The organism is Streptomyces sp. A0642, assembly GCF_004795105.1.
GTDB lineage: Bacteria > Actinomycetota > Actinomycetes > Streptomycetales > Streptomycetaceae > Streptomyces.
Genome location: NZ_SSBL01000029.1, coordinates 60,897 through 78,076, shown reverse-complemented (window position 1 = coordinate 78,076; position 17,180 = coordinate 60,897). Strand labels below are relative to the sequence as shown.

The following is a 17,180-nucleotide window of genomic DNA, read 5'->3' as shown; positions in this document are numbered from 1 at the left end:
CGGGGCCGGTGACCCCTGGGCCGTCGGTGGGCGGCCGTCCGCCGGCGGACCGCGGCCCGCCCCGGCCTCCGGCGGACGGCCGGCGCCGCGGTGAGGGTCGTCGACGGTTCGGTGAGCGCCGAACCGTCCCGCCGATAGCGTGCGAAGCCCTGTGCGGGAGAGGCCCGCACCCGCACGCGCCGGAGGCGCCCCGATGACGGAGCCAGACCTGAAGCAGCAGCTCGCCGAGCGGTTTCGCGAGGTCAACGGCGATCATCCGATGAGCGACGCCGACGACGCGTACACCAACGCCCAGTTCGTCACCCTGGAAGAACTGTGCGAAGCCCATGGCCGCGACGTCGCCGCCGTCCGCCGGCTGATGCTCGGACGGCGCCTGCCGCTTCCCGGGTACCTGCGCTCCGACGGGGCCGAGATGGTGCCGGCCGACCTGTTCGCGCTCGCCGACGAAGCCGGCGGCGTGGAACGGCTCGAAGCGTGGTTCACCGCGCAGTGGGCCGACCCGGACACCGGGAAGGCGGAGTGGAACGCGTATCTCAGCGGACAGTACGTGTGCCTGCACGCGGTGACGCCGGCCGCCATTCAGCGCAAGGAGTACCTGACGGCCGCGATCAGCGCCTCGGAGAACGAGCCCGACGCGGGGTCGGCGCGGTGGTATGGGCGACTGCACGCCCTGGTCGACGAACTGGACGCGCTGGAACCGGCGTTCACCGCCTACGACCGGCTCCGGTTCGGCGGCCCCACGTCCCGGGACACCTGCATCGATGCCATCCGCACCCGGTTCCCGCGCCGTTGAGCGCTCGGAGCGGGGGAGTTGCGAGCGAGGTGGCGCCCGGACAAGCGCAAGGGCTCGTGCTGGGGCGGGGGTTGCGGCCCGGCGGGGGCCGTCGCGGTGCCGGCCGCGTCGACGGCCGGGGTCTGTACTTCGCCACGGCGGACGGCCAGTACGGTAGGCCGATGCCGCCACCGACCCCGCACCGCGCCGCGCTCCTCGTCATCGACATGCAGCACGCCGTGCAGCCCCTCATGCACCGCGCCGACCACACGGTCGGAACCATCGCGGGGCTCAGCTCACGGGCGCGCGCCGCGAACGTCCCCGTCATCACGGTCCAGCAGCGGGGGTGCGGCGAGGTCCTGCCCGCACTGGCGCCGAGGAGCGGAGAGCCGGTGGTGACGAAGGCCTGCGCGGACGCCTTCCTGAACACCGGTCTCGACGAGACGCTCACCCGGCTCGGCGTGACGGAGGTCCTGGTCACCGGCTTCGCCACCGAGAACTGCGTGGAGACGACAGCCCGTCAGGCCCTCAGCCACGGCTACGACCTGGTGCTGGTGGCGGACGGGCACACCACGTCGGTCCGCTCCCAGCCGACGGACTTCGCCCCCGCGGACCGGGCGATCGCCCATCACAACGAGATCTACCGGCACATCGACTTCCCTGATCGCGCCGTCCGGGTCCTGCCTGCCGGGGAGATCGACTTCACGCCGCCGGAGCGGGACGCCGCCGAGGGGTGACGCGGCTCTGGGGCCGCCCCCGCCTCAGGCGCGCCTCAGGCGAAGCTGCGCCCCATCTCGTCCAGGATCTCGTCGATCACGTCGATGGGCTCCCGGGCCAGGTCCTCCTCGATCCACATGCGCATCGCGATCCGCAGCGAGGAGAGGAACGCAGCCGCCAGGACCAGGGGACGCACCGGTTCGGCCGAGTGGGTGGTGCGGGCGGCCACGGCCTCGGCCAAGTCGCGTTCCAGTGCGGCGTGGTTGGCGAGCTGACGGGCCAGGAGCGAGGGATGGTGCATGGCGAGACGGGTGCGGACGGCCCATTCGCGTTCCGGAGGTGCGACGCGCTCCGCGAACTGGGTCATGGCCGCCCGCAGCGCCGTCCAGGCTCCCTCCTCCGCGGGGCGCTCGCGTACGGCCCGGACCAGCTCCCCGATCTGCTGCTCCTCGCCGTGGAGGAGGGCGTCCTCCTTGCCGGCGAAGTAGTTGGAGAACGTGCGGCGCGAGATCCCGGCCGCGTCCGCCACGGCCTCCACCGTGAGCTGGTCGAAGCCGTGCTCGACGGTCAGCCGCAAGGCCGCTTCGTGCACGGCCTGGCGGGTGGCTTCCTTCTTGCGTTCCCGTAGTCCCACAGCGCGCTCCATGCGGGCCATTATCCGGGGCCGGAGCGTCCGGGGGACAGGGCTGCCCGGGCGGAACGCCCGCAGGGGGTGGACCGGACCTGCGGGTTTGACGACAATGCCCGTACGGTCGCCGAGTCATCGGCCGTGGACGGGGGAGGGGCGATGACCGAGGTCTTCGTGGTGGTGGGGCTGTTGCTGGCCACGGTGGTGACACTGGTCGTGAAGCTGACGCTGAAGGAACGGCGGGGGCGTACGGACAACTTCGAGGGCCAGGAGATCGAGCGCCACCACAGCGCGGAGATCCGCAACATCAGGGCGGCGAACACGTCGGTCGCCGTCCACAACCGTTTCTTCGACGGCGGCAACGACTACCGTCCCGGGAAGCGCTGAGACCGGGCGGGACCGGCCCCGGCTGCGGTAGTGTTTCGCATCCCCGCACGGGGACGTACCGAAGGAGGTGGGACCCATTACCGCTGTATCAGGCTGGGTGCCCGCCTCACATGATCGCGTGGCCGACCGGACGTAACCGGTCGCGGAGCACCCATCGGCGTTTCCCGAAAGGCTCCGCTCCATGTCCGTCCCGCTGTCACCGTTCGCTCTCTCCTCCCTCGTCACCTCCCTCCGCTCCGCCGGCTGCGTCTTCGCCGAGGACGAGGCGGACCTGATCGCCGCCACCGCGGCCGGCCCCGTCGAACTGGCCGCCATGGTGGAACGGCGGGTGGCCGGCCACCCCCTCGAACACGTCCTCGGCTGGGCCGAGTTCAGCGGCCTGCGCATCGCCGTGGACCCCGGCGTCTTCGTCCCCCGTCGCCGCACCGAGTTCCTGATCCGTCAGGCCGCGCAACTCGCCCCGAGCCCGGCCGTCGTGGTCGACCTCTGCTGTGGTTCCGGCGCCCTGGGCGCCGCGCTCGCCGCCGCCCTGGACGGGATCGAGCTCCACGCCAGTGACGTGGAGCCCGCCGCGGTCCGCTGCGCGCGGCGCAACGTGGGCGGCCTGGGCCGGGTCTACGAGGGCGACCTCTTCGCCCCCCTGCCCGACTCCCTGCGCGGGCGCGTCGACGTGCTCCTCGCCAACGTGCCGTACGTACCCACCGGCGATGTCGCCCTCCTGCCCGCCGAGGCGCGCGTCCACGAACCGCTCGTCGCCCTCGACGGGGGCGGCGACGGCCTCGACGTCATGCGCCGGGTGGCCGCCGAGGCGCCGCGGTGGCTCGCCCCGGGCGGCAGCCTGCTGGTCGAGACCAGCGAACGCCAGGCCGAACGGGCCGAGGAGGCCGTGGGCGGCAGCGGGCTCGTCCCCCGGGTGGTCACCTCCGACGAGCTGTACGCCACCGTGGTCATCGGAACCCTGCCGGCGGACTGAGGGAGACCGGGCACGGGCGAGCCCGCGCCCCGACCGGACCGGGGCGCGGGGGGACTCGTGCCCCGACCCGGCCCGGCCCGGGGCACGGGCGGGCCCGCCCGTGGTCCGGATCCGCCGAGGTCCGGATCCGCCGTATCCGGATCCGCCGAGGTCCGGAGCAGGGCGGATCCACACGCAAGGCCCGGGCTCAGGTGAAGCGCCACCGGGTCTGCGTGAACGGGTCGCCCTTGCCGAAGCCGAACACCGTCCGCGGGGACACCGCGAAGACCTCGGCCCGGTTGCCCAGCGAGCCCACGAACGCGCCGTCCGCCACGTCGAAGTGCCAGTCCGCGCCGTACTTCGTCCCCCACGCCTCCGCCAGCCGGGCCAGCGCGCCCTCGTCGGTCACCCGCTCCGCCCGGCCCTCGACCACCACGTCGAGCCCCTCCGACCAGGAGTTGCACCCGGTGGTGACGACGACCTCGGCGTTGGCCGCCAGATTGCGGGCCTTGCGCTCCTCGGCGCCGGTGCAGAAGTGCAGCGCGCCCTGCCACCAGACGCCGATCAGCGGCGTGACGTGCGGGCGGCCGTCGGGGCGGACGGTGCTCAGCCAGTACAGCTCGGCTTCGGACAGCAGCCGCTCCGCGCCGGCCCAGACACCGGGGACGGCGCCGGGGCTGCTGTAGCGGGGGTCCAGCTCGGCGACTGGCTCGGATACGGACATGGTTCGGTCCTCCCGGTCGGGTCCTGAAAGCGATCCTGCCTACCGAGTGCAGACTGCGCACCTGCTCCGCACTCATCGGTCGGTCTAAGCTCGTAGGACTGGGCGGGGGTCGGGCGGCGAGCAGGAGAGCGCGGAAATGACGACGTTGCCGGGGCGCAGGAGCAGCACGTTCACCCGACTGCTACGGCACGGTTTCACCGATCCGTCCGCCGCCGAGCGGCTGCTCGATCTGGCCGATCTGTCCTCCGTACGGTCCGACCCCGTGCTCCTCGAAGCCCTCGGGGCCACCGCCGACCCCGATCTGGCGCTGCGCGGCCTGGTCCGGCTCGTCGAGGCCGAGGAGGCCGACGAGCGGCAGATCCTGCTGGACACGCTGGTCACCGCGAAGCCCCTGCGGGACCGGCTCCTCGGGGTGCTCGGGGCGTCCGAGGCCCTCGGCGACCACCTGGCCCGGCACCCGCGGGACTGGCAGGCCCTCGTCACGTACGAGGCGGCCGACCTGCACCCCGGGGTGCCGGAGTTCGAACGGGAGCTGGCCGGCGCGGACGACCCGGACGCCCTGCGCGTCGCCTACCGCCGGTGCCTGCTGTCCATAGCGGCCCGCGACGTGTGCGGCACGACGGACGTCGCCGAGGCCGCCGCCGAGCTGGCCGACCTGGCCACCGCCACGCTCCGGTCCGCGCTCGCCATCGCCCGTACGGCCGCGCCCGCCGACGCCGCACAGTGCCGGCTCGCCGTCATCGCCATGGGCAAATGTGGCGGCCACGAGCTGAACTACGTCTCCGACGTCGACGTCATCTTCGTCGCGGAACCCGTCGACGGCGCCCAGGAGAGCGCGGCCATGCAGGCCGCCACCCGGCTGGCCGCGCACATGATGCGGGTCTGCTCCGACACCACCGTCGAGGGCACCATCTGGCCCGTCGACGCCAACCTGCGGCCCGAAGGCCGCAACGGGCCGCTGGTGCGCACACTCAGCTCGCACCTCGCCTACTACCAGCGCTGGGCCAAGACCTGGGAGTTCCAGGCGCTGCTCAAGGCCCGTCCGGTGGCCGGCGACGCCGAGCTGGGAGCCGAGTACGTCGAGGCCGTCTCGCCGCTCGTCTGGCAGGCCGCCGACCGTGAGAACTTCGTGCCCGACGTCCAGAAGATGCGCCGCCGCGTCGTCGACACCATCCCCGCCGACCGGGTCGACCGCGAGATCAAGCTCGGGCCCGGCGGACTGCGGGACGTCGAGTTCGCCGTCCAGCTCCTCCAGCTCGTGCACGGCCGCAACGACCCCGCCCTGCGCAGCGGGTCCACCCTGGAGGCCCTGGGCGCGCTCGCGCAGGGCGGATACGTGGGGCGGGTGGACGCCGCCCAGCTGGACGACGCCTACCGCTTCCTGCGGACCATGGAGCACCGCATCCAGCTCTACCGGCTGCGCCGCACCCATCTCGTCCCGGTGGACGAGCCGGACCTGCGGCGGCTCGGCCGCTCCCTCGGGATGCGCACCGACCCCGTCGCCGAGCTGAACCAGGCGTGGAAGCGGCACGCCTCCGTGGTGCGGCGGCTGCACGAGAAGCTGTTCTACCGGCCGCTCCTCGACGCCGTCGCCCAGCTCGCCCCCGGCGAGTCCCGGCTCAGCGCGAGGGCCGCAGCGCACCGTCTCGGAGCCCTCGGATACGAGGACCCGGCGGCCGCCCTGCGGCACCTGGAGGCGCTGTCCTCCGGGGTGTCGCGCAAGGCCGCCATCCAGCGCACGCTGCTGCCGGTGCTGCTCGGCTGGTTCGCCGACTCCGCGGACCCGGACGCCGGACTGCTCGGCTTCCGCAAGGTGTCCGACGCGCTCGGCAAGACCCCGTGGTACCTGCGCCTCCTGCGCGACGAGGGCGCGGCCGCGGAGAACCTCGCCCGGGTCCTCTCCGCCGGCCGGTTCGCCCCCGACCTGCTGCTGCGCGCCCCCGAGGCGGTCGCGATCCTCGGCGACCCGCAGGGGCTCGGGCCGCGCAGCCGGGAGCATCTGGAGCAGGAGGTGCTGGCCGCGGTGGGACGGGCGGAGGACGCGGAGTCGGCGGTGGCGGTGGTGCGCGGTGTGCGGCGGCGCGAGCTGTTCCGTACGACGGCCGCGGACCTCATCGGCTCCTACGGCACCGAGGACAACCCGGCCGAGCCGGACCCCGGGGCGCTCGTGAACCGGGTCGGCTCCGCCGTCACCGATCTGAACGCCGTCACGATCGCCGGCGCCCTGCGCGCCGCCGTCCGCGCGGAGTGGGGCGACACGCTGCCCACCCGGTTCGCGGTGATCGGCATGGGCCGCTTCGGCGGCCACGAGCTCGGATACGGCTCCGACGCGGACGTCCTGTTCGTGCACGCGCCCCGGGAGGGCGTCGGCGAACAGGAGGCGAGCCGGGCCGCGAACCGGGTGGTCTCCGAGATGCGCCGGCTGCTCCAGCTGCCCACCGCCGACCCGCCGCTCCTCATCGACGCGGACCTGCGCCCCGAGGGCAAGAGCGGGCCGCTGGTGCGCACACTGAAGTCGTACGAGGCGTACTACCGGCGCTGGTCGCTGGTATGGGAGAGCCAGGCGCTGCTGCGCGCTCAGCCGATCGCGGGCGACCTGGACCTGGGCCGCGACTTCATCGAGCTCATCGACCCCCTTCGGTATCCGGCGGAGGGGCTGGGAGAGGACGCGGTCCGGGAGATCCGGCGGCTCAAGGCCCGGATGGAGTCCGAGCGGCTGCCGCGCGGCGCGGACCCCACGCTCCACGCGAAGCTGGGGCGGGGCGGGCTGAGCGACGTCGAGTGGACGGTCCAGCTGATGCAGATGCAGCACGGCTGGGTGGAGCCGGGGCTGCGGACCACCCGGACGAGGGAGGCGCTGGCGGCGGCGTGCGCGGCGGGACTGATCCCGGCGGAGGACGCGCAGACGCTGGACGAGGCGTGGGTGCTGGCCACACGGGTCCGCAACGCGGTGATGCTGGTGCGCGGGCGGCCGGGCGACACGTTCCCCTCCGGGCCGCGGGAGCTGACCGCCGTGGGGCGGTATCTGGGGTACGAGCCCGGGCACGTCGGGGACATGCTGGACGACTACCGGCGGATCACGCGGCGGGCTCGGGCGGTGGTGGAGGAGCGGTTCTACTCGGCGGGGTGAGGGGCCCGCCGGAGCCGCTCGGGGCGCGGGTGCGGGGGCGGGGCGCCGGGTTCGGGGCTCCGCGCCGGCCCCGCGTCGCGAGTTCCCCCCGGACTTCGTCCGGAGACGCCGGAGCCTGTGAGGCGGCCCGTCAGTCGCCGGAGAGGTCCGAGGTGGCCGGCCGCCGCTCGATCTCCGCCTTCCGGGTCCCCGGGCGTCGCTTCACGGCGGACAGGCGGGTGCGGGTGTTCGGCTTCGGAGCGACGCGCCTCGGGAGGTGGTGCGGCAGCGCTCCGTACCAGGCGTAGGACACCGCGTAGCCGAACGCCAGGCAGGCCATGCCGCCCACCGCGTCCAGCCAGAAGTGGTTCGCGGTCGCCACGATCACGATCAGGGTGGCCGTCGGGTAGAGCAGGCCCAGGATGCGCGCCCACGGGGCGGAGGCCAGGGCGAAGAGGGTCAGGCCGCACCAGAGGGACCAGCCGATGTGCATCGAGGGCATCGCCGCGTACTGGTTCGACATCTGTTTGAAGTTGCCCGAGGCCATCGAACCCCAGGTCTGGTGGATCATGACCGTGTCGATGAAGTGGCCGCCGTTCATCAGGCGGGGCGGCGCCAACGGGTAGAGGTAGTAGCCGAGCAGGGCCACGGCCGTGGTCGCGAACAGGGCCAGACGGGCCGGGGCGTAGCGGCCGGGGTGGCGGCGGAACAGCCAGATGAGCACACCGATGGTGACCACGAAGTGCAGGGTGGCGTAGTAGTAGTTCATCGACACGATCAGCCATGTCACCGAGTTGACCGCGTGGTTGACGGACCGCTCCACGGCGATGCCCATGAACCGCTCGACCGACCACAGCCAGTCGGCGTTGGAGAGGGCCGCCGCCTTCTGTTCCGGGACCGCGTTGCGCACCAGCGAGTACAGCCAGTAACTGACCGCGATCAGCAGGATTTCGAACCAGATGCGCGGCCGCCGGGGGGACCGTGGGGAACGGAGACCCGCCAGGCCGCGACCGAGCAGGGTGCCGATCCGGCCGGAGCCGCTGTTCTGCTTCGTATGCGCCTCGGGGGCCGCCTCGTTCACGATGGGTGACGGGGTGGCCTCCGTGCGGCCTTCCTGTGGTTTCACGCTCAATTCACCCATAGGAACAGAGTCTGCCAGATTTGTGCCCTATGCCCGATGATCCTCCGGCGGGAAGCCGGTCGCACGTCCTGCGGGCTACGGGCGGGCGTGGGACGCTGGTACGGCCGGGGCGGTGGCGGCCGTGCCGGGGCCGGCGGCCGTCGAGCCGCGCACGACCAGTTCCGGCATGAAGACGAACTCGCTGTGCGGGGCGGGTGTCCCGCCGATCTCCTCGAGCAGCGTGCGTACGGCGGCCTGGCCCATCGCCGTCACCGGCTGCCGGATCGTGGTCAGCGGCGGATCGGTGAACGCTATGAGCGGCGAGTCGTCGTAGCCGACCACCGAAAGGTCGCGCGGCACCTCCCGGGAGAGCCGGCGGGCGGCGCGGATCGCGCCCAGCGCCATCATGTCGCTCGCGCACACCACCGCCGTGCAGCCGCGCTCCATCAGCGCCGAGGCGGCGGCCTGCCCGCCCTCCAGCGTGTACAGGGAGTGCTGGATCAGCTCCTCCACCTCGTCCGCCGTCAGGTTCAACTGCTCCCGCATCGTGGCGTGGAAGCCCTCGATCTTGCGGAGCACGGGGACGAAGCGCTTCGGGCCGACCGCGAGGCCGATCCGCGTGTGGCCGAGGGAGACCAGGTGGGTCACCGCGAGCCGCATGGCGGCCCGGTCGTCCGGCGAGATGAACGGCGCCTGCACCTTGGGGGAGAAACCGTTGACCAGGACGAACGGGACGCCCTGGGCGCGCAGTTGCTCGTAGCGCTGCATGTCGGCCGAGGTGTCGGCGTGCAGTCCGGAGACGAAGATGATGCCGGAGACGCCCCGGTCGACCAGCATTTCCGTCAGCTCGTCCTCGGTGGAGCCGCCCGGCGTCTGGGTCGCCAGCACCGGGGTGTAGCCCTGGCGGGTCAGCGCCTGGCCGATGACCTGGGCGAGTGCGGGGAAGATGGGGTTCTCCAGCTCGGGCGTGATCAGGCCGACCAGGCCCGCGCTGCGCCGGCGCAGCCGTACGGGGCGTTCGTAGCCGAGGACGTCGAGCGCCGCGAGGACGGATTCGCGGGTGGTCGCGGCAACACCGGGCTTGCCGTTCAGTACGCGGCTGACCGTCGCTTCGCTGACCCCCGCCTGAGCTGCGATATCGGCAAGCCGTGCGGTCATGGGACTGGACTGTACCGGGCGGGGGTCGGATTGCCCACCAGGCGCGGGATTCGGGCGGCAGCGCCCGCCGCGGCCCGTGCGCGCAGGTCCGCAGCGGAGGGGAGCGAGCGGTGCGCGCCGGTCCCGGAGGGGGCCGGCTGAGCGGCCGGACGGCAATCTCTTGCAAGGTCTTGCGGGGCGGGTCGGCGCGGTGCGGTCGGATCGTCGCACTGTGGAATCACGCGGGGCCGCCTTTCCCTGCCAGGGATCGGCCACTCCCGTCAAGAGGCTTGACGGCAACCGTGAGGACACGCGAATGTAACGATCGCCGGAGCTTGCAGAAATCTTCCGCAAACTCTTTCGGCCTTCTTTCATCCTTGTTACGTTCACGTCGACCCGGCGCCGCGACGGAGCGGTACGGCAGTTGAAGGAGTTCAGATGCGACGTGGCATAACGGCCACCGCCCTGGTCGCGGCCCTGGCGCTCGCGGCGACCGCCTGCGGCAGCGATGACGACAGTTCCAACGGCACCTCGAAGGGCTCCGGCGAGCTCTCCGGCACCGTGACGTGGTGGGACACCTCCACCGCGGGCAGCGAGGACAAGGTCTTCAAGAAGATCGCCGAGGGCTTCGAGAAGGAGCACCCGAAGGTCGACGTCAAGTACGTCAACGTGCCCTTCGGTGAGGCCCAGAACAAGTTCAAGAACGCGGCCCAGTCCGGCTCCGGCGCCCCCGACGTGATCCGCTCCGAGGTCGCCTGGACGCCCGAGTTCGCGGACCTCGGCTACCTCGCCCCGCTGGACGGCACCCCCGCCCTGGTCAAGCAGGACGATTTCCTGAAGCAGGCCGCCGCGTCCACCAAGTACAAGGACAAGACGTACGCGGTGCCGCAGGTCATCGACTCCATGGGCATCTTCTACAACAAGAAGATCTTCAAGGAGGCCGGCGTCGAGGTTCCGAAGTCGATCGCCGAGCTGAAGACCGTCTCGAAGAAGATCAAGGACAAGACCGGCAAGACCGGCCTCTACCTGCGCGGCGACGACGCGTACTGGTTCCTGTCCTTCCTGTACGGCGAGGGCGGCGACATGGTCAACGCCGCCGACAAGTCCGTCACCATCGACGACGCGGCCGGCGTCAAGGCCATGAAGGTCGTCAAGGACCTGGTCGACTCCGGCGTCGCGAAGACGGACGCGACGGACGGCTGGGAGAACATGCAGTCGTCCTTCAAGGACGGCGACGTCGCGATGATGATCAACGGCCCGTGGGCCGTCGCCGACACGTACACCGGCAAGGAGTTCAAGGACAAGGCGAACCTGGGCGTCGCCCCGGTCCCGGCCGGCTCCGCCGCGCAGGGCGCCCCGCAGGGCGGTCACAACCTGGCCGTCTACGCCGGTTCGAAGAACCTGGACGCCTCCTACGCCTTCGTCGACTACATGACCTCCGTCAAGACGCAGGCCCAGGTCACCAAGGAGCTCAACCTCCTGCCGACCCGCACCTCCGCCTACGCCGAGGAGGCCGTCGTCGACAACGAGATCGTCGGCTTCTTCAAGCCGGTCGTCGAGAGCGCCGTCGAGCGCCCCTGGATCCCGGAGACCGGCAGCCTCTTCGCCCCGCTCGTCACCGAGTACACGAAGGTCCTCACCGGCCAGACCTCCCCGGAGAAGGCCGTCAAGACGACCGGCGACTCCTACCGCAAGCTCCTCAAGGGCTGGAAGTAACACAGGAAGGCAGGCCGACTGATGGCTGTCCACACCAGCCAGTCGGTGGCGAAGGCCGCGGGCGACGACGTCGCCCGCGGCCGGAGCCGCGGTACTGGTAACCCCCCGCCGCCGAGCAGGCTCCGGCGGGCCCTGTCGACGCACTGGTACGCCTGGACGATGGTGGCCCCGGTCGTCGTCGTGATCGGCGTGATCATCGGTTATCCGCTGGTCCGCGGTATCTACCTGTCGCTGACCGACGCCAACGAGCGCAACGTCGCGCGGTCCATCGGTGTCAACCACATGCCCGCCACGTACGAGTTCGTGGGCCTGGACAACTACACCGACGCGCTCACCGGCGACCAGTTCCTCGGCACGCTCGGGTGGACCCTGGTGTGGACGGTCTCCTGCGTGACCATCACCTTCGCCCTCGGCATGGCGCTGGCGAACATCCTCAACCGGAGGATCGCCGGCCGCTCCGCCTACCGCATGGCGCTCATCCTGCCCTGGGCCATCCCCGGCTTCGTTTCCGTCTTCGCCTGGCGCTTCCTCTACAACGAGGACCGCGGGCTGCTCAACAAGATCCTCGCCGGCGGGGGCATCGGCGGTGTCGACTGGCTCGGGGACCCCACCCTGGCCAAGATCTCCGTCATCGTCGTCAACGTCTGGCTCGGTGTGCCGTTCATGATGGTCGCCCTCCTCGGCGGACTGCAGTCCATCCCCAGCGAGCACTACGAGGCAGCCGAGATGGACGGCGCCACCGCCTGGCAGCGCTTCCGTCACATCACGCTGCCGGGACTCCGGCCGGTCTCCACGACCGTGATCCTGCTCTCCACCATCTGGACCTTCAACATGTTCCCGGTGATCTTCCTGCTGACCCGCGGCGGACCCGGCGAAGCCACCCAGATCCTGGTCACCCAGGCGTACAAGTTCTCCTTCGAGATCAGCCCGCGCGACTTCGCGCAGTCCTCCACGTGGGGCGTGCTGATCCTCATGCTCCTGCTGCTCTTCGCCGCCGTCTACCGGCGAGTCCTCCGCACCCAGGGAGACGACTGGTGACCACCGCACCCACCCCCACCGCGCGGCACTCCGCGCCCAAGGTACGGCTGCGCGGCGAGCGTTCCCCGCTGGCCTCCACCGCCCTGCACCTGACGCTCGTCGTCGCGTCCGTGATCGCGGTCTTCCCCGTGCTGTGGGTCCTGCTCACCTCGCTGAAGCCCGCCGAGTTCGCGACCACCACGGACTTCTTCAAAGAGACGACCTTCGAGAACTACACGGACCTGCTCCGGAACACGAAGTTCCTGACCTGGTTCGGCAACTCGGTCGTCGTCGCGGGGCTCACCACGCTCCTCGGCGTGATCGTCTCCGCCTCCACCGGCTACGCCGTCAGCCGCTTCCGCTTCCCCGGCAAGCGCGGACTGATGTGGACGCTGCTGATCACCCAGATGTTCCCGGTCGCCGTCCTCATCGTGCCGATCTACAACATCATGGCGGGCATGGGCCTGCTGAATAAGCCGGCCGGTCTGGTCATCACCTACCTCACCATCTCGGTGCCGTTCTGCGCCTGGATGATGAAGGGCTTCTTCGACACCATCCCGCGCGAGATCGACGAGTCGGGCCAGGTCGACGGCCTCACCCCGTTCGGCACGTTCTGGCGGCTCATCCTCCCCCTGGCCAAGCCCGGCCTCGCCGTCACCGCGTTCTACTCCTTCATCACCGCCTGGGGCGAGGTGGCGTACGCCTCCGCGTTCATGGTCGGCGAGGACAACCTGACGCTCGCGGGCGGACTCCAGCTGTTCGTCAACCAGTACGGCGCCCAGTGGGGTCCGATGACCGCCGCGTCCGTACTCATCGCGATACCCGCGGCCCTGGTCTTCCTGTTCGCGCAGAAGCACCTCGTCACCGGCATGTCCGCCGGAGCCGTCAAGGGCTGAGGCGGAGGGGGCCGACCCTCCCCGCACCAGCACGACCCGCACGCACCAGTCACGGTGGCGCCGGCATCCCGACCCGGTCCCGGCGCCACTCCCCACCCAGACACCCAGGGACGACATGACCCAGCACCTCGCTGCCCCCTCCACCGGCACGTCCGACGACGCCCCGGGCCACCGCTCCGGCTGGTGGCAGGACGCGGTGATCTACCAGGTCTATCCGCGCAGCTTCGCCGACGGCAACGGCGACGGCATGGGCGACCTCGCAGGCGTCACCGCCCGGCTCCCGTACCTGAAGGACCTCGGCGTCGACGCGGTGTGGCTCAGCCCCTTCTACGCCTCCCCGCAGGCCGACGCGGGCTACGACGTCGCCGACTACCGGGCCATCGACCCCATGTTCGGCACCCTGCTCGACGCCGACGCCCTGATCCGGGACGCTCACGAGCTGGGCCTCCGCATCATCGTCGACCTGGTGCCCAACCACTCCTCCGACCAGCACGAGTGGTTCAAGCGCGCACTCGCCGAGGGCCCCGGCTCCGCACTGCGCGAGCGTTACCACTTCCGCCCCGGCAAGGGCGCGAACGGCGAACTCCCGCCCAACGACTGGGAGTCCATCTTCGGTGGGCCGGCCTGGACCCGGACCACCAACGCGGACGGCACGCCCGGCGAGTGGTACCTCCACCTCTTCGCGCCCGAGCAGCCCGACTTCAACTGGGAGCACCCGGCCGTCGCCGACGAGTTCCGCTCGATCCTGCGCTTCTGGCTCGACATGGGCGTCGACGGCTTCCGGGTCGACGTCGCGCACGGACTGGTCAAGGCCGAGGGGCTGCCCGACCTGGGCGCGCACGACCAGCTGAAGCTGCTCGGAAACGATGTCATGCCGTTCTTCGACCAGGACGGCGTCCACGAGATCTACCGCAGCTGGCGCACCATCCTCGACGAGTACCCCGATACCATGGGGCTCGAAGGGCCTTCGTCAGAAGGGCGGCGGCGGGCGACGGGTGGGCGTATCGCGGTGGCCGAGGCATGGACCCCCACCGTCGAGCGCACCGCCAACTACGTGCGCCCCGACGAGATGCACCAGGCCTTCAACTTCCAGTACCTGTCGACCGCCTGGAACGCCGGCGAGCTGCGCACGGTCATCGACACCTCACTGAACGCCATGCGTCCGGTCGGCGCCCCCACCACCTGGGTGCTGTCCAACCACGACGTCACCCGGCACGCCACCCGGTTCGCCAACCCGGCGGGCCTCGGCACCCAGATCCGTACCGCGGGCGACCGCGAACTGGGTCTGCGCCGGGCCCGCGCGGCCAGCCTGCTGATGCTGGCGCTGCCCGGCTCCGCCTACGTCTACCAGGGCGAGGAGCTCGGCCTGCCCGACGTCACCGACCTGCCGGACGAGGCCCGCCAGGACCCGTCGTTCTTCCGGGCCGCGGGCCAGGACGGCTTCCGCGACGGATGCCGGGTCCCGATCCCGTGGACCCGCGAGGGCAGTTCGTACGGCTTCGGCGACGGCGGCAGCTGGCTGCCCCAGCCCGCGGGCTGGGGCGAGCTGAGCATCGAGGCCCAGGACGGCGTGGCCGGCTCCACCCTGGAGCTGTACCGGGCCGCGATCGCCGCCCGCCGGGCGCACCCCGGGCTCGGCGCCGGCACCGCGGTGGAGTGGCTGGACGCCCCCGAGGGCCTCCTGGTCTTCGCCCGCCCCGGCTTCGTCTGCACCGTGAACACGACGAGTGCCCCCGTCCGCATCCCCGTACGCGGCACCGTCCTGCTGTCCAGCACCCCGGTCGTCGCCGACGGCGCCGAGATCGAGCTGCCCGCGGACACCACGGTGTGGTGGACGGTGTGACCGTCCCCCCGCCCAGGGCCGGGAGCGCGCTGAGGCTCTCGGACATCGCCGGGCAGGCCGCGGTCAGCGAGGCCACCGTCAGCCGGGTGCTCAACGGCAAGCCGGGCGTCGCGGACACCACGCGTCAGCGGGTGCTCGCGGCGCTCGACATCCTCGGCTACGAACGCCCCGTACGGCTGCGGCAGCGCAGCGCCGGGCTGATCGGACTGGTGACGCCCGAACTCATCAACCCGATCTTCCCGGCGTTCGCGCAGTCCGTCGAACAGGTCCTGGCGGGCCACGGCTACACCCCGGTGCTCTGCACCCAGCTGCCCGGCGGCGCCACCGAGGACGAGCTCGTCGAGCAGCTCGTCGAACGGGGCGTCGGCGGCATCGTGTTCCTCTCCGGACTGCACGCCGACACCTCGGCCGACCCGGCGCGCTACGCCGCGCTCAGCGACCGCGGCGTGCCGTTCGTACTGATCAACGGCTACAACGAGCGGATCAGCGCCCCGTTCGTCTCGCCCGATGACAACGCTGCCGTGCGCATGGCCGTGGGCCATCTCGCCGAACTCGGCCACCGGCGGGTCGGTCTGGCCGTCGGACCGCAGCGCTACGTGCCCTCCCGGCGCAAGCGGGACGGTTTCGTGGACGCCGCGGTCTCGTTGCTGGGTCTGGACCGCGCGGACGCCGAGAACCTGGTCTGCTCCACGCTGTTCAGCGTCGAGGGCGGCCAGGTGGCGGCGGGCGCGCTCCTCGATCAGGGGTGCACCGGCATCGTCTGCGGCAGCGACCTGATGGCGCTGGGCGTGGTGCGCGCCGCCCGGGACCGCGGGCTCGACGTGCCGCGCGACGTGTCCGTGGTCGGCTTCGACGACTCGCAGCTCATCGCCTTCACCGACCCGCCGCTGACCACGGTGCGCCAGCCCGTGCAGGCCATGGCGGCGGCCGCGGTGGGCGCGCTGCTGGAGGAGATCGGCGGAAGCCCCGTCCAGCGCACGGAGTACGTGTTCCAGCCGGAGCTGGTGGTACGCGGGTCGACGGCGGCGCTCCGCAGCGCCTGAACGAGCCCGGGTACGGGGCCGCGTCCGGAGGGGGGACGCGGCCCCGTACCCGTGCGGGTGTCCTGCGGGTCCGGCTTTCCGGGGGCGACCGTTGTCCCTGCCCCGCGGCCGCTCACTCCAGCCGTCCTCGTCAGGGCGGCCCCGGGGCCCCGCGGCGCACGTCAGGCCAGGAGCGCGGCGGCGTGCTCGCGGGCCTCACGGAGCCAGGACGCGCGGGTCTCGTCGGAGGAGTCGGAGACCGTACGGAAGACGACCCGGCGCACATCGGTCACTCCGACGTACGGCAGGACGCACGCCGACCAGATCCGGTCCAGCGGGTCGCCGAACTCGCTCGTCTCCCGCGCCGCGGGGGTGTCGGAGGTGTTCAGCACGAGCGCCCGGCCGGCCTTCAGCAGGGCCTGTGGCTCCCCGTCCGAGGTGCCCAGCTTGTAGGCGACGCCGGGCACCATCACGCGCTGCACCCACCCCGCGAGGACGGCGGGCGGCATGCCCCACCAGTTGGGGTGGATGAACACCAGGGCGTCGAGGGTGGCCACCTCCGCCCGGTGCGCGGCCAGTCGCGCGTCCGGGGTTTCCCCGGCGGACCGCACCGTCTCCGTCTCGCCGGCGGTCAGCCCGGAGGCGAACCCCTCCGCGCAGAGATCGTGCGCCAGCACCTCGGAGCCCCGGTCGCGGAGTTCCCGCACCACGGCGTCGAACAGCGCGTGGTTGAAGCTTCCGGGCCGCGGATGGGCGAGGTAGACCCCGGTACGTGACATGCCGATTCCCCCAAGGACGCGATAAGCGTCGTCAGTTGCGGGGAGTCGTCGAGTCGCCCCCGCTCGCCGCTCATCATGACGGGCGGGGCGGCGGGCCGGGGAACGGGTTCCGGCACGCACATGAGGGGCACCGGAAGTCGGCCCGGTCGGGCCGGCGGGGAGTGTGACCTCCGGTGCCCCTCTTGTACGTGACCGGCCCGGCCGGCCGGGCGCGTGGGGCCCGGGGTAACGGGACCCCCGGCCGACCGGACCGGAGTCGGGAGAAACGTAACAGTGCTGCAATGTCTTGCGAAAGTCCTTGCAGGAAGAAATCTCCAGTATTTCGTGGACGTGAGCGGCTGATGTCCAAAGGGTTGACCTG

Annotated in this window: 15 protein-coding genes; 10 read left to right on the top strand and 5 right to left on the bottom strand. The window is 71.8% G+C overall.

The window, feature by feature from the left end:
• Positions 1-193: 193 nt before the first annotated feature.
• Complete coding sequence (locus E6R60_RS31600) at positions 194-793, top strand: DUF6058 family natural product biosynthesis protein (protein ID WP_136330140.1); 600 nt, start codon at positions 194-196, stop codon at positions 791-793.
• A gap of 161 nt (positions 794-954) precedes the next feature.
• Complete coding sequence (locus tag E6R60_RS31595) at positions 955-1,509, top strand: isochorismatase family protein (RefSeq protein WP_136330139.1); 555 nt, start codon at positions 955-957, stop codon at positions 1,507-1,509.
• A 35-nt stretch (positions 1,510-1,544) separates the two neighbouring features.
• Here the strand turns inward: E6R60_RS31595 and E6R60_RS31590 are convergent, their stop codons facing one another.
• Positions 1,545-2,135 carry a TetR family transcriptional regulator gene (locus tag E6R60_RS31590; protein WP_136330138.1) on the bottom strand — a complete coding sequence of 197 codons (591 nt, stop codon included), beginning with the start codon at positions 2,133-2,135 and terminating at the stop codon, positions 1,545-1,547.
• Between the two features lie 141 nt (positions 2,136-2,276).
• Here E6R60_RS31590 and E6R60_RS31585 point away from each other — a divergent pair, with 141 nt between their 5' ends.
• Positions 2,277-2,504, top strand: a complete 228-nt coding sequence (locus E6R60_RS31585; protein WP_136330137.1) for a hypothetical protein — start codon at positions 2,277-2,279, stop codon at positions 2,502-2,504.
• A gap of 181 nt (positions 2,505-2,685) precedes the next feature.
• On the top strand, positions 2,686-3,477 hold the full coding sequence (locus tag E6R60_RS31580; RefSeq protein ID WP_136330136.1) for a putative protein N(5)-glutamine methyltransferase: 792 nt from the start codon (positions 2,686-2,688) through the stop codon (positions 3,475-3,477).
• Positions 3,478-3,664: 187 nt separating this feature from the next.
• On the opposite strand, the gene E6R60_RS31575 is transcribed toward E6R60_RS31580, so the two are convergent.
• Positions 3,665-4,180: a pyridoxamine 5'-phosphate oxidase family protein gene (locus E6R60_RS31575; protein ID WP_136330135.1), complete on the bottom strand. Its 516-nt coding sequence runs from the start codon at positions 4,178-4,180 to the stop codon at positions 3,665-3,667.
• Between the two features lie 136 nt (positions 4,181-4,316).
• On the opposite strand from E6R60_RS31575, the gene E6R60_RS31570 reads away from it, so the two are divergent.
• Complete coding sequence (locus E6R60_RS31570; RefSeq protein ID WP_136330134.1) at positions 4,317-7,310, top strand: bifunctional [glutamine synthetase] adenylyltransferase/[glutamine synthetase]-adenylyl-L-tyrosine phosphorylase; 2,994 nt, start codon at positions 4,317-4,319, stop codon at positions 7,308-7,310.
• A gap of 130 nt (positions 7,311-7,440) precedes the next feature.
• On the opposite strand, the gene E6R60_RS31565 is transcribed toward E6R60_RS31570, so the two are convergent.
• Positions 7,441-8,430 carry a phosphatase PAP2 family protein gene (locus tag E6R60_RS31565; RefSeq protein ID WP_240802758.1) on the bottom strand — a complete coding sequence of 330 codons (990 nt, stop codon included), beginning with the start codon at positions 8,428-8,430 and terminating at the stop codon, positions 7,441-7,443.
• A 75-nt stretch (positions 8,431-8,505) separates the two neighbouring features.
• A complete protein-coding gene (locus E6R60_RS31560; protein ID WP_136330133.1) occupies positions 8,506-9,567 on the bottom strand; it encodes a LacI family DNA-binding transcriptional regulator in 1,062 nt (353 codons plus the stop codon).
• 417 nt (positions 9,568-9,984) lie between these two features.
• On the opposite strand from E6R60_RS31560, the gene E6R60_RS31555 reads away from it, so the two are divergent.
• From E6R60_RS31555 to E6R60_RS31535, 5 genes are all read left to right on the top strand, one after another.
• Positions 9,985-11,262 carry an extracellular solute-binding protein gene (locus tag E6R60_RS31555; protein WP_136330132.1) on the top strand — a complete coding sequence of 426 codons (1,278 nt, stop codon included), beginning with the start codon at positions 9,985-9,987 and terminating at the stop codon, positions 11,260-11,262.
• A gap of 21 nt (positions 11,263-11,283) precedes the next feature.
• Entirely contained in the window at positions 11,284-12,300 is a 1,017-nt protein-coding gene (locus E6R60_RS31550; RefSeq protein ID WP_136330131.1) for a sugar ABC transporter permease, read from the top strand.
• On the top strand, positions 12,297-13,175 hold the full coding sequence (locus E6R60_RS31545) for a carbohydrate ABC transporter permease (protein WP_136330130.1): 879 nt from the start codon (positions 12,297-12,299) through the stop codon (positions 13,173-13,175). The genes E6R60_RS31550 and E6R60_RS31545 overlap by 4 nt, the downstream gene beginning before the upstream one ends.
• A gap of 115 nt (positions 13,176-13,290) precedes the next feature.
• Positions 13,291-15,018 carry an alpha-amylase family glycosyl hydrolase gene (locus E6R60_RS31540; protein ID WP_136330129.1) on the top strand — a complete coding sequence of 576 codons (1,728 nt, stop codon included), beginning with the start codon at positions 13,291-13,293 and terminating at the stop codon, positions 15,016-15,018.
• Positions 15,003-16,061 carry a LacI family DNA-binding transcriptional regulator gene (locus E6R60_RS31535; protein WP_136330128.1) on the top strand — a complete coding sequence of 353 codons (1,059 nt, stop codon included), beginning with the start codon at positions 15,003-15,005 and terminating at the stop codon, positions 16,059-16,061. The genes E6R60_RS31540 and E6R60_RS31535 overlap by 16 nt, the downstream gene beginning before the upstream one ends.
• Before the next feature lie 161 nt (positions 16,062-16,222).
• Here the strand turns inward: E6R60_RS31535 and E6R60_RS31530 are convergent, their stop codons facing one another.
• Entirely contained in the window at positions 16,223-16,819 is a 597-nt protein-coding gene (locus E6R60_RS31530) for an NAD(P)H-dependent oxidoreductase (RefSeq protein ID WP_136330127.1), read from the bottom strand.
• Between the last annotated feature and the right edge of the window lie 361 nt (positions 16,820-17,180).

Bases quoted from the DNA above. Each gene is read 5' to 3' on its own strand.
- E6R60_RS31590 (WP_136330138.1), bottom strand. From the start codon at position 2,135: ATGGAGCGCGCTGTGGGACTACGGGAACGCAAGAAGGAAGCCACCCGC.
- E6R60_RS31540 (WP_136330129.1), top strand. From the start codon at position 13,291: ATGACCCAGCACCTCGCTGCCCCCTCCACCGGCACGTCCGACGACGCC.
- E6R60_RS31555 (WP_136330132.1), top strand. From the start codon at position 9,985: ATGCGACGTGGCATAACGGCCACCGCCCTGGTCGCGGCCCTGGCGCTC.
- E6R60_RS31550 (WP_136330131.1), top strand. From the start codon at position 11,284: ATGGCTGTCCACACCAGCCAGTCGGTGGCGAAGGCCGCGGGCGACGAC.
- E6R60_RS31575 (WP_136330135.1), bottom strand. From the start codon at position 4,180: ATGTCCGTATCCGAGCCAGTCGCCGAGCTGGACCCCCGCTACAGCAGC.
- E6R60_RS31580 (WP_136330136.1), top strand. From the start codon at position 2,686: ATGTCCGTCCCGCTGTCACCGTTCGCTCTCTCCTCCCTCGTCACCTCC.
- E6R60_RS31570 (WP_136330134.1), top strand. From the start codon at position 4,317: ATGACGACGTTGCCGGGGCGCAGGAGCAGCACGTTCACCCGACTGCTA.
- E6R60_RS31530 (WP_136330127.1), bottom strand. From the start codon at position 16,819: ATGTCACGTACCGGGGTCTACCTCGCCCATCCGCGGCCCGGAAGCTTC.
- E6R60_RS31595 (WP_136330139.1), top strand. From the start codon at position 955: ATGCCGCCACCGACCCCGCACCGCGCCGCGCTCCTCGTCATCGACATG.
- E6R60_RS31560 (WP_136330133.1), bottom strand. From the start codon at position 9,567: ATGACCGCACGGCTTGCCGATATCGCAGCTCAGGCGGGGGTCAGCGAA.
- E6R60_RS31600 (WP_136330140.1), top strand. From the start codon at position 194: ATGACGGAGCCAGACCTGAAGCAGCAGCTCGCCGAGCGGTTTCGCGAG.
- E6R60_RS31585 (WP_136330137.1), top strand. From the start codon at position 2,277: ATGACCGAGGTCTTCGTGGTGGTGGGGCTGTTGCTGGCCACGGTGGTG.
- E6R60_RS31565 (WP_240802758.1), bottom strand. From the start codon at position 8,430: ATGGGTGAATTGAGCGTGAAACCACAGGAAGGCCGCACGGAGGCCACC.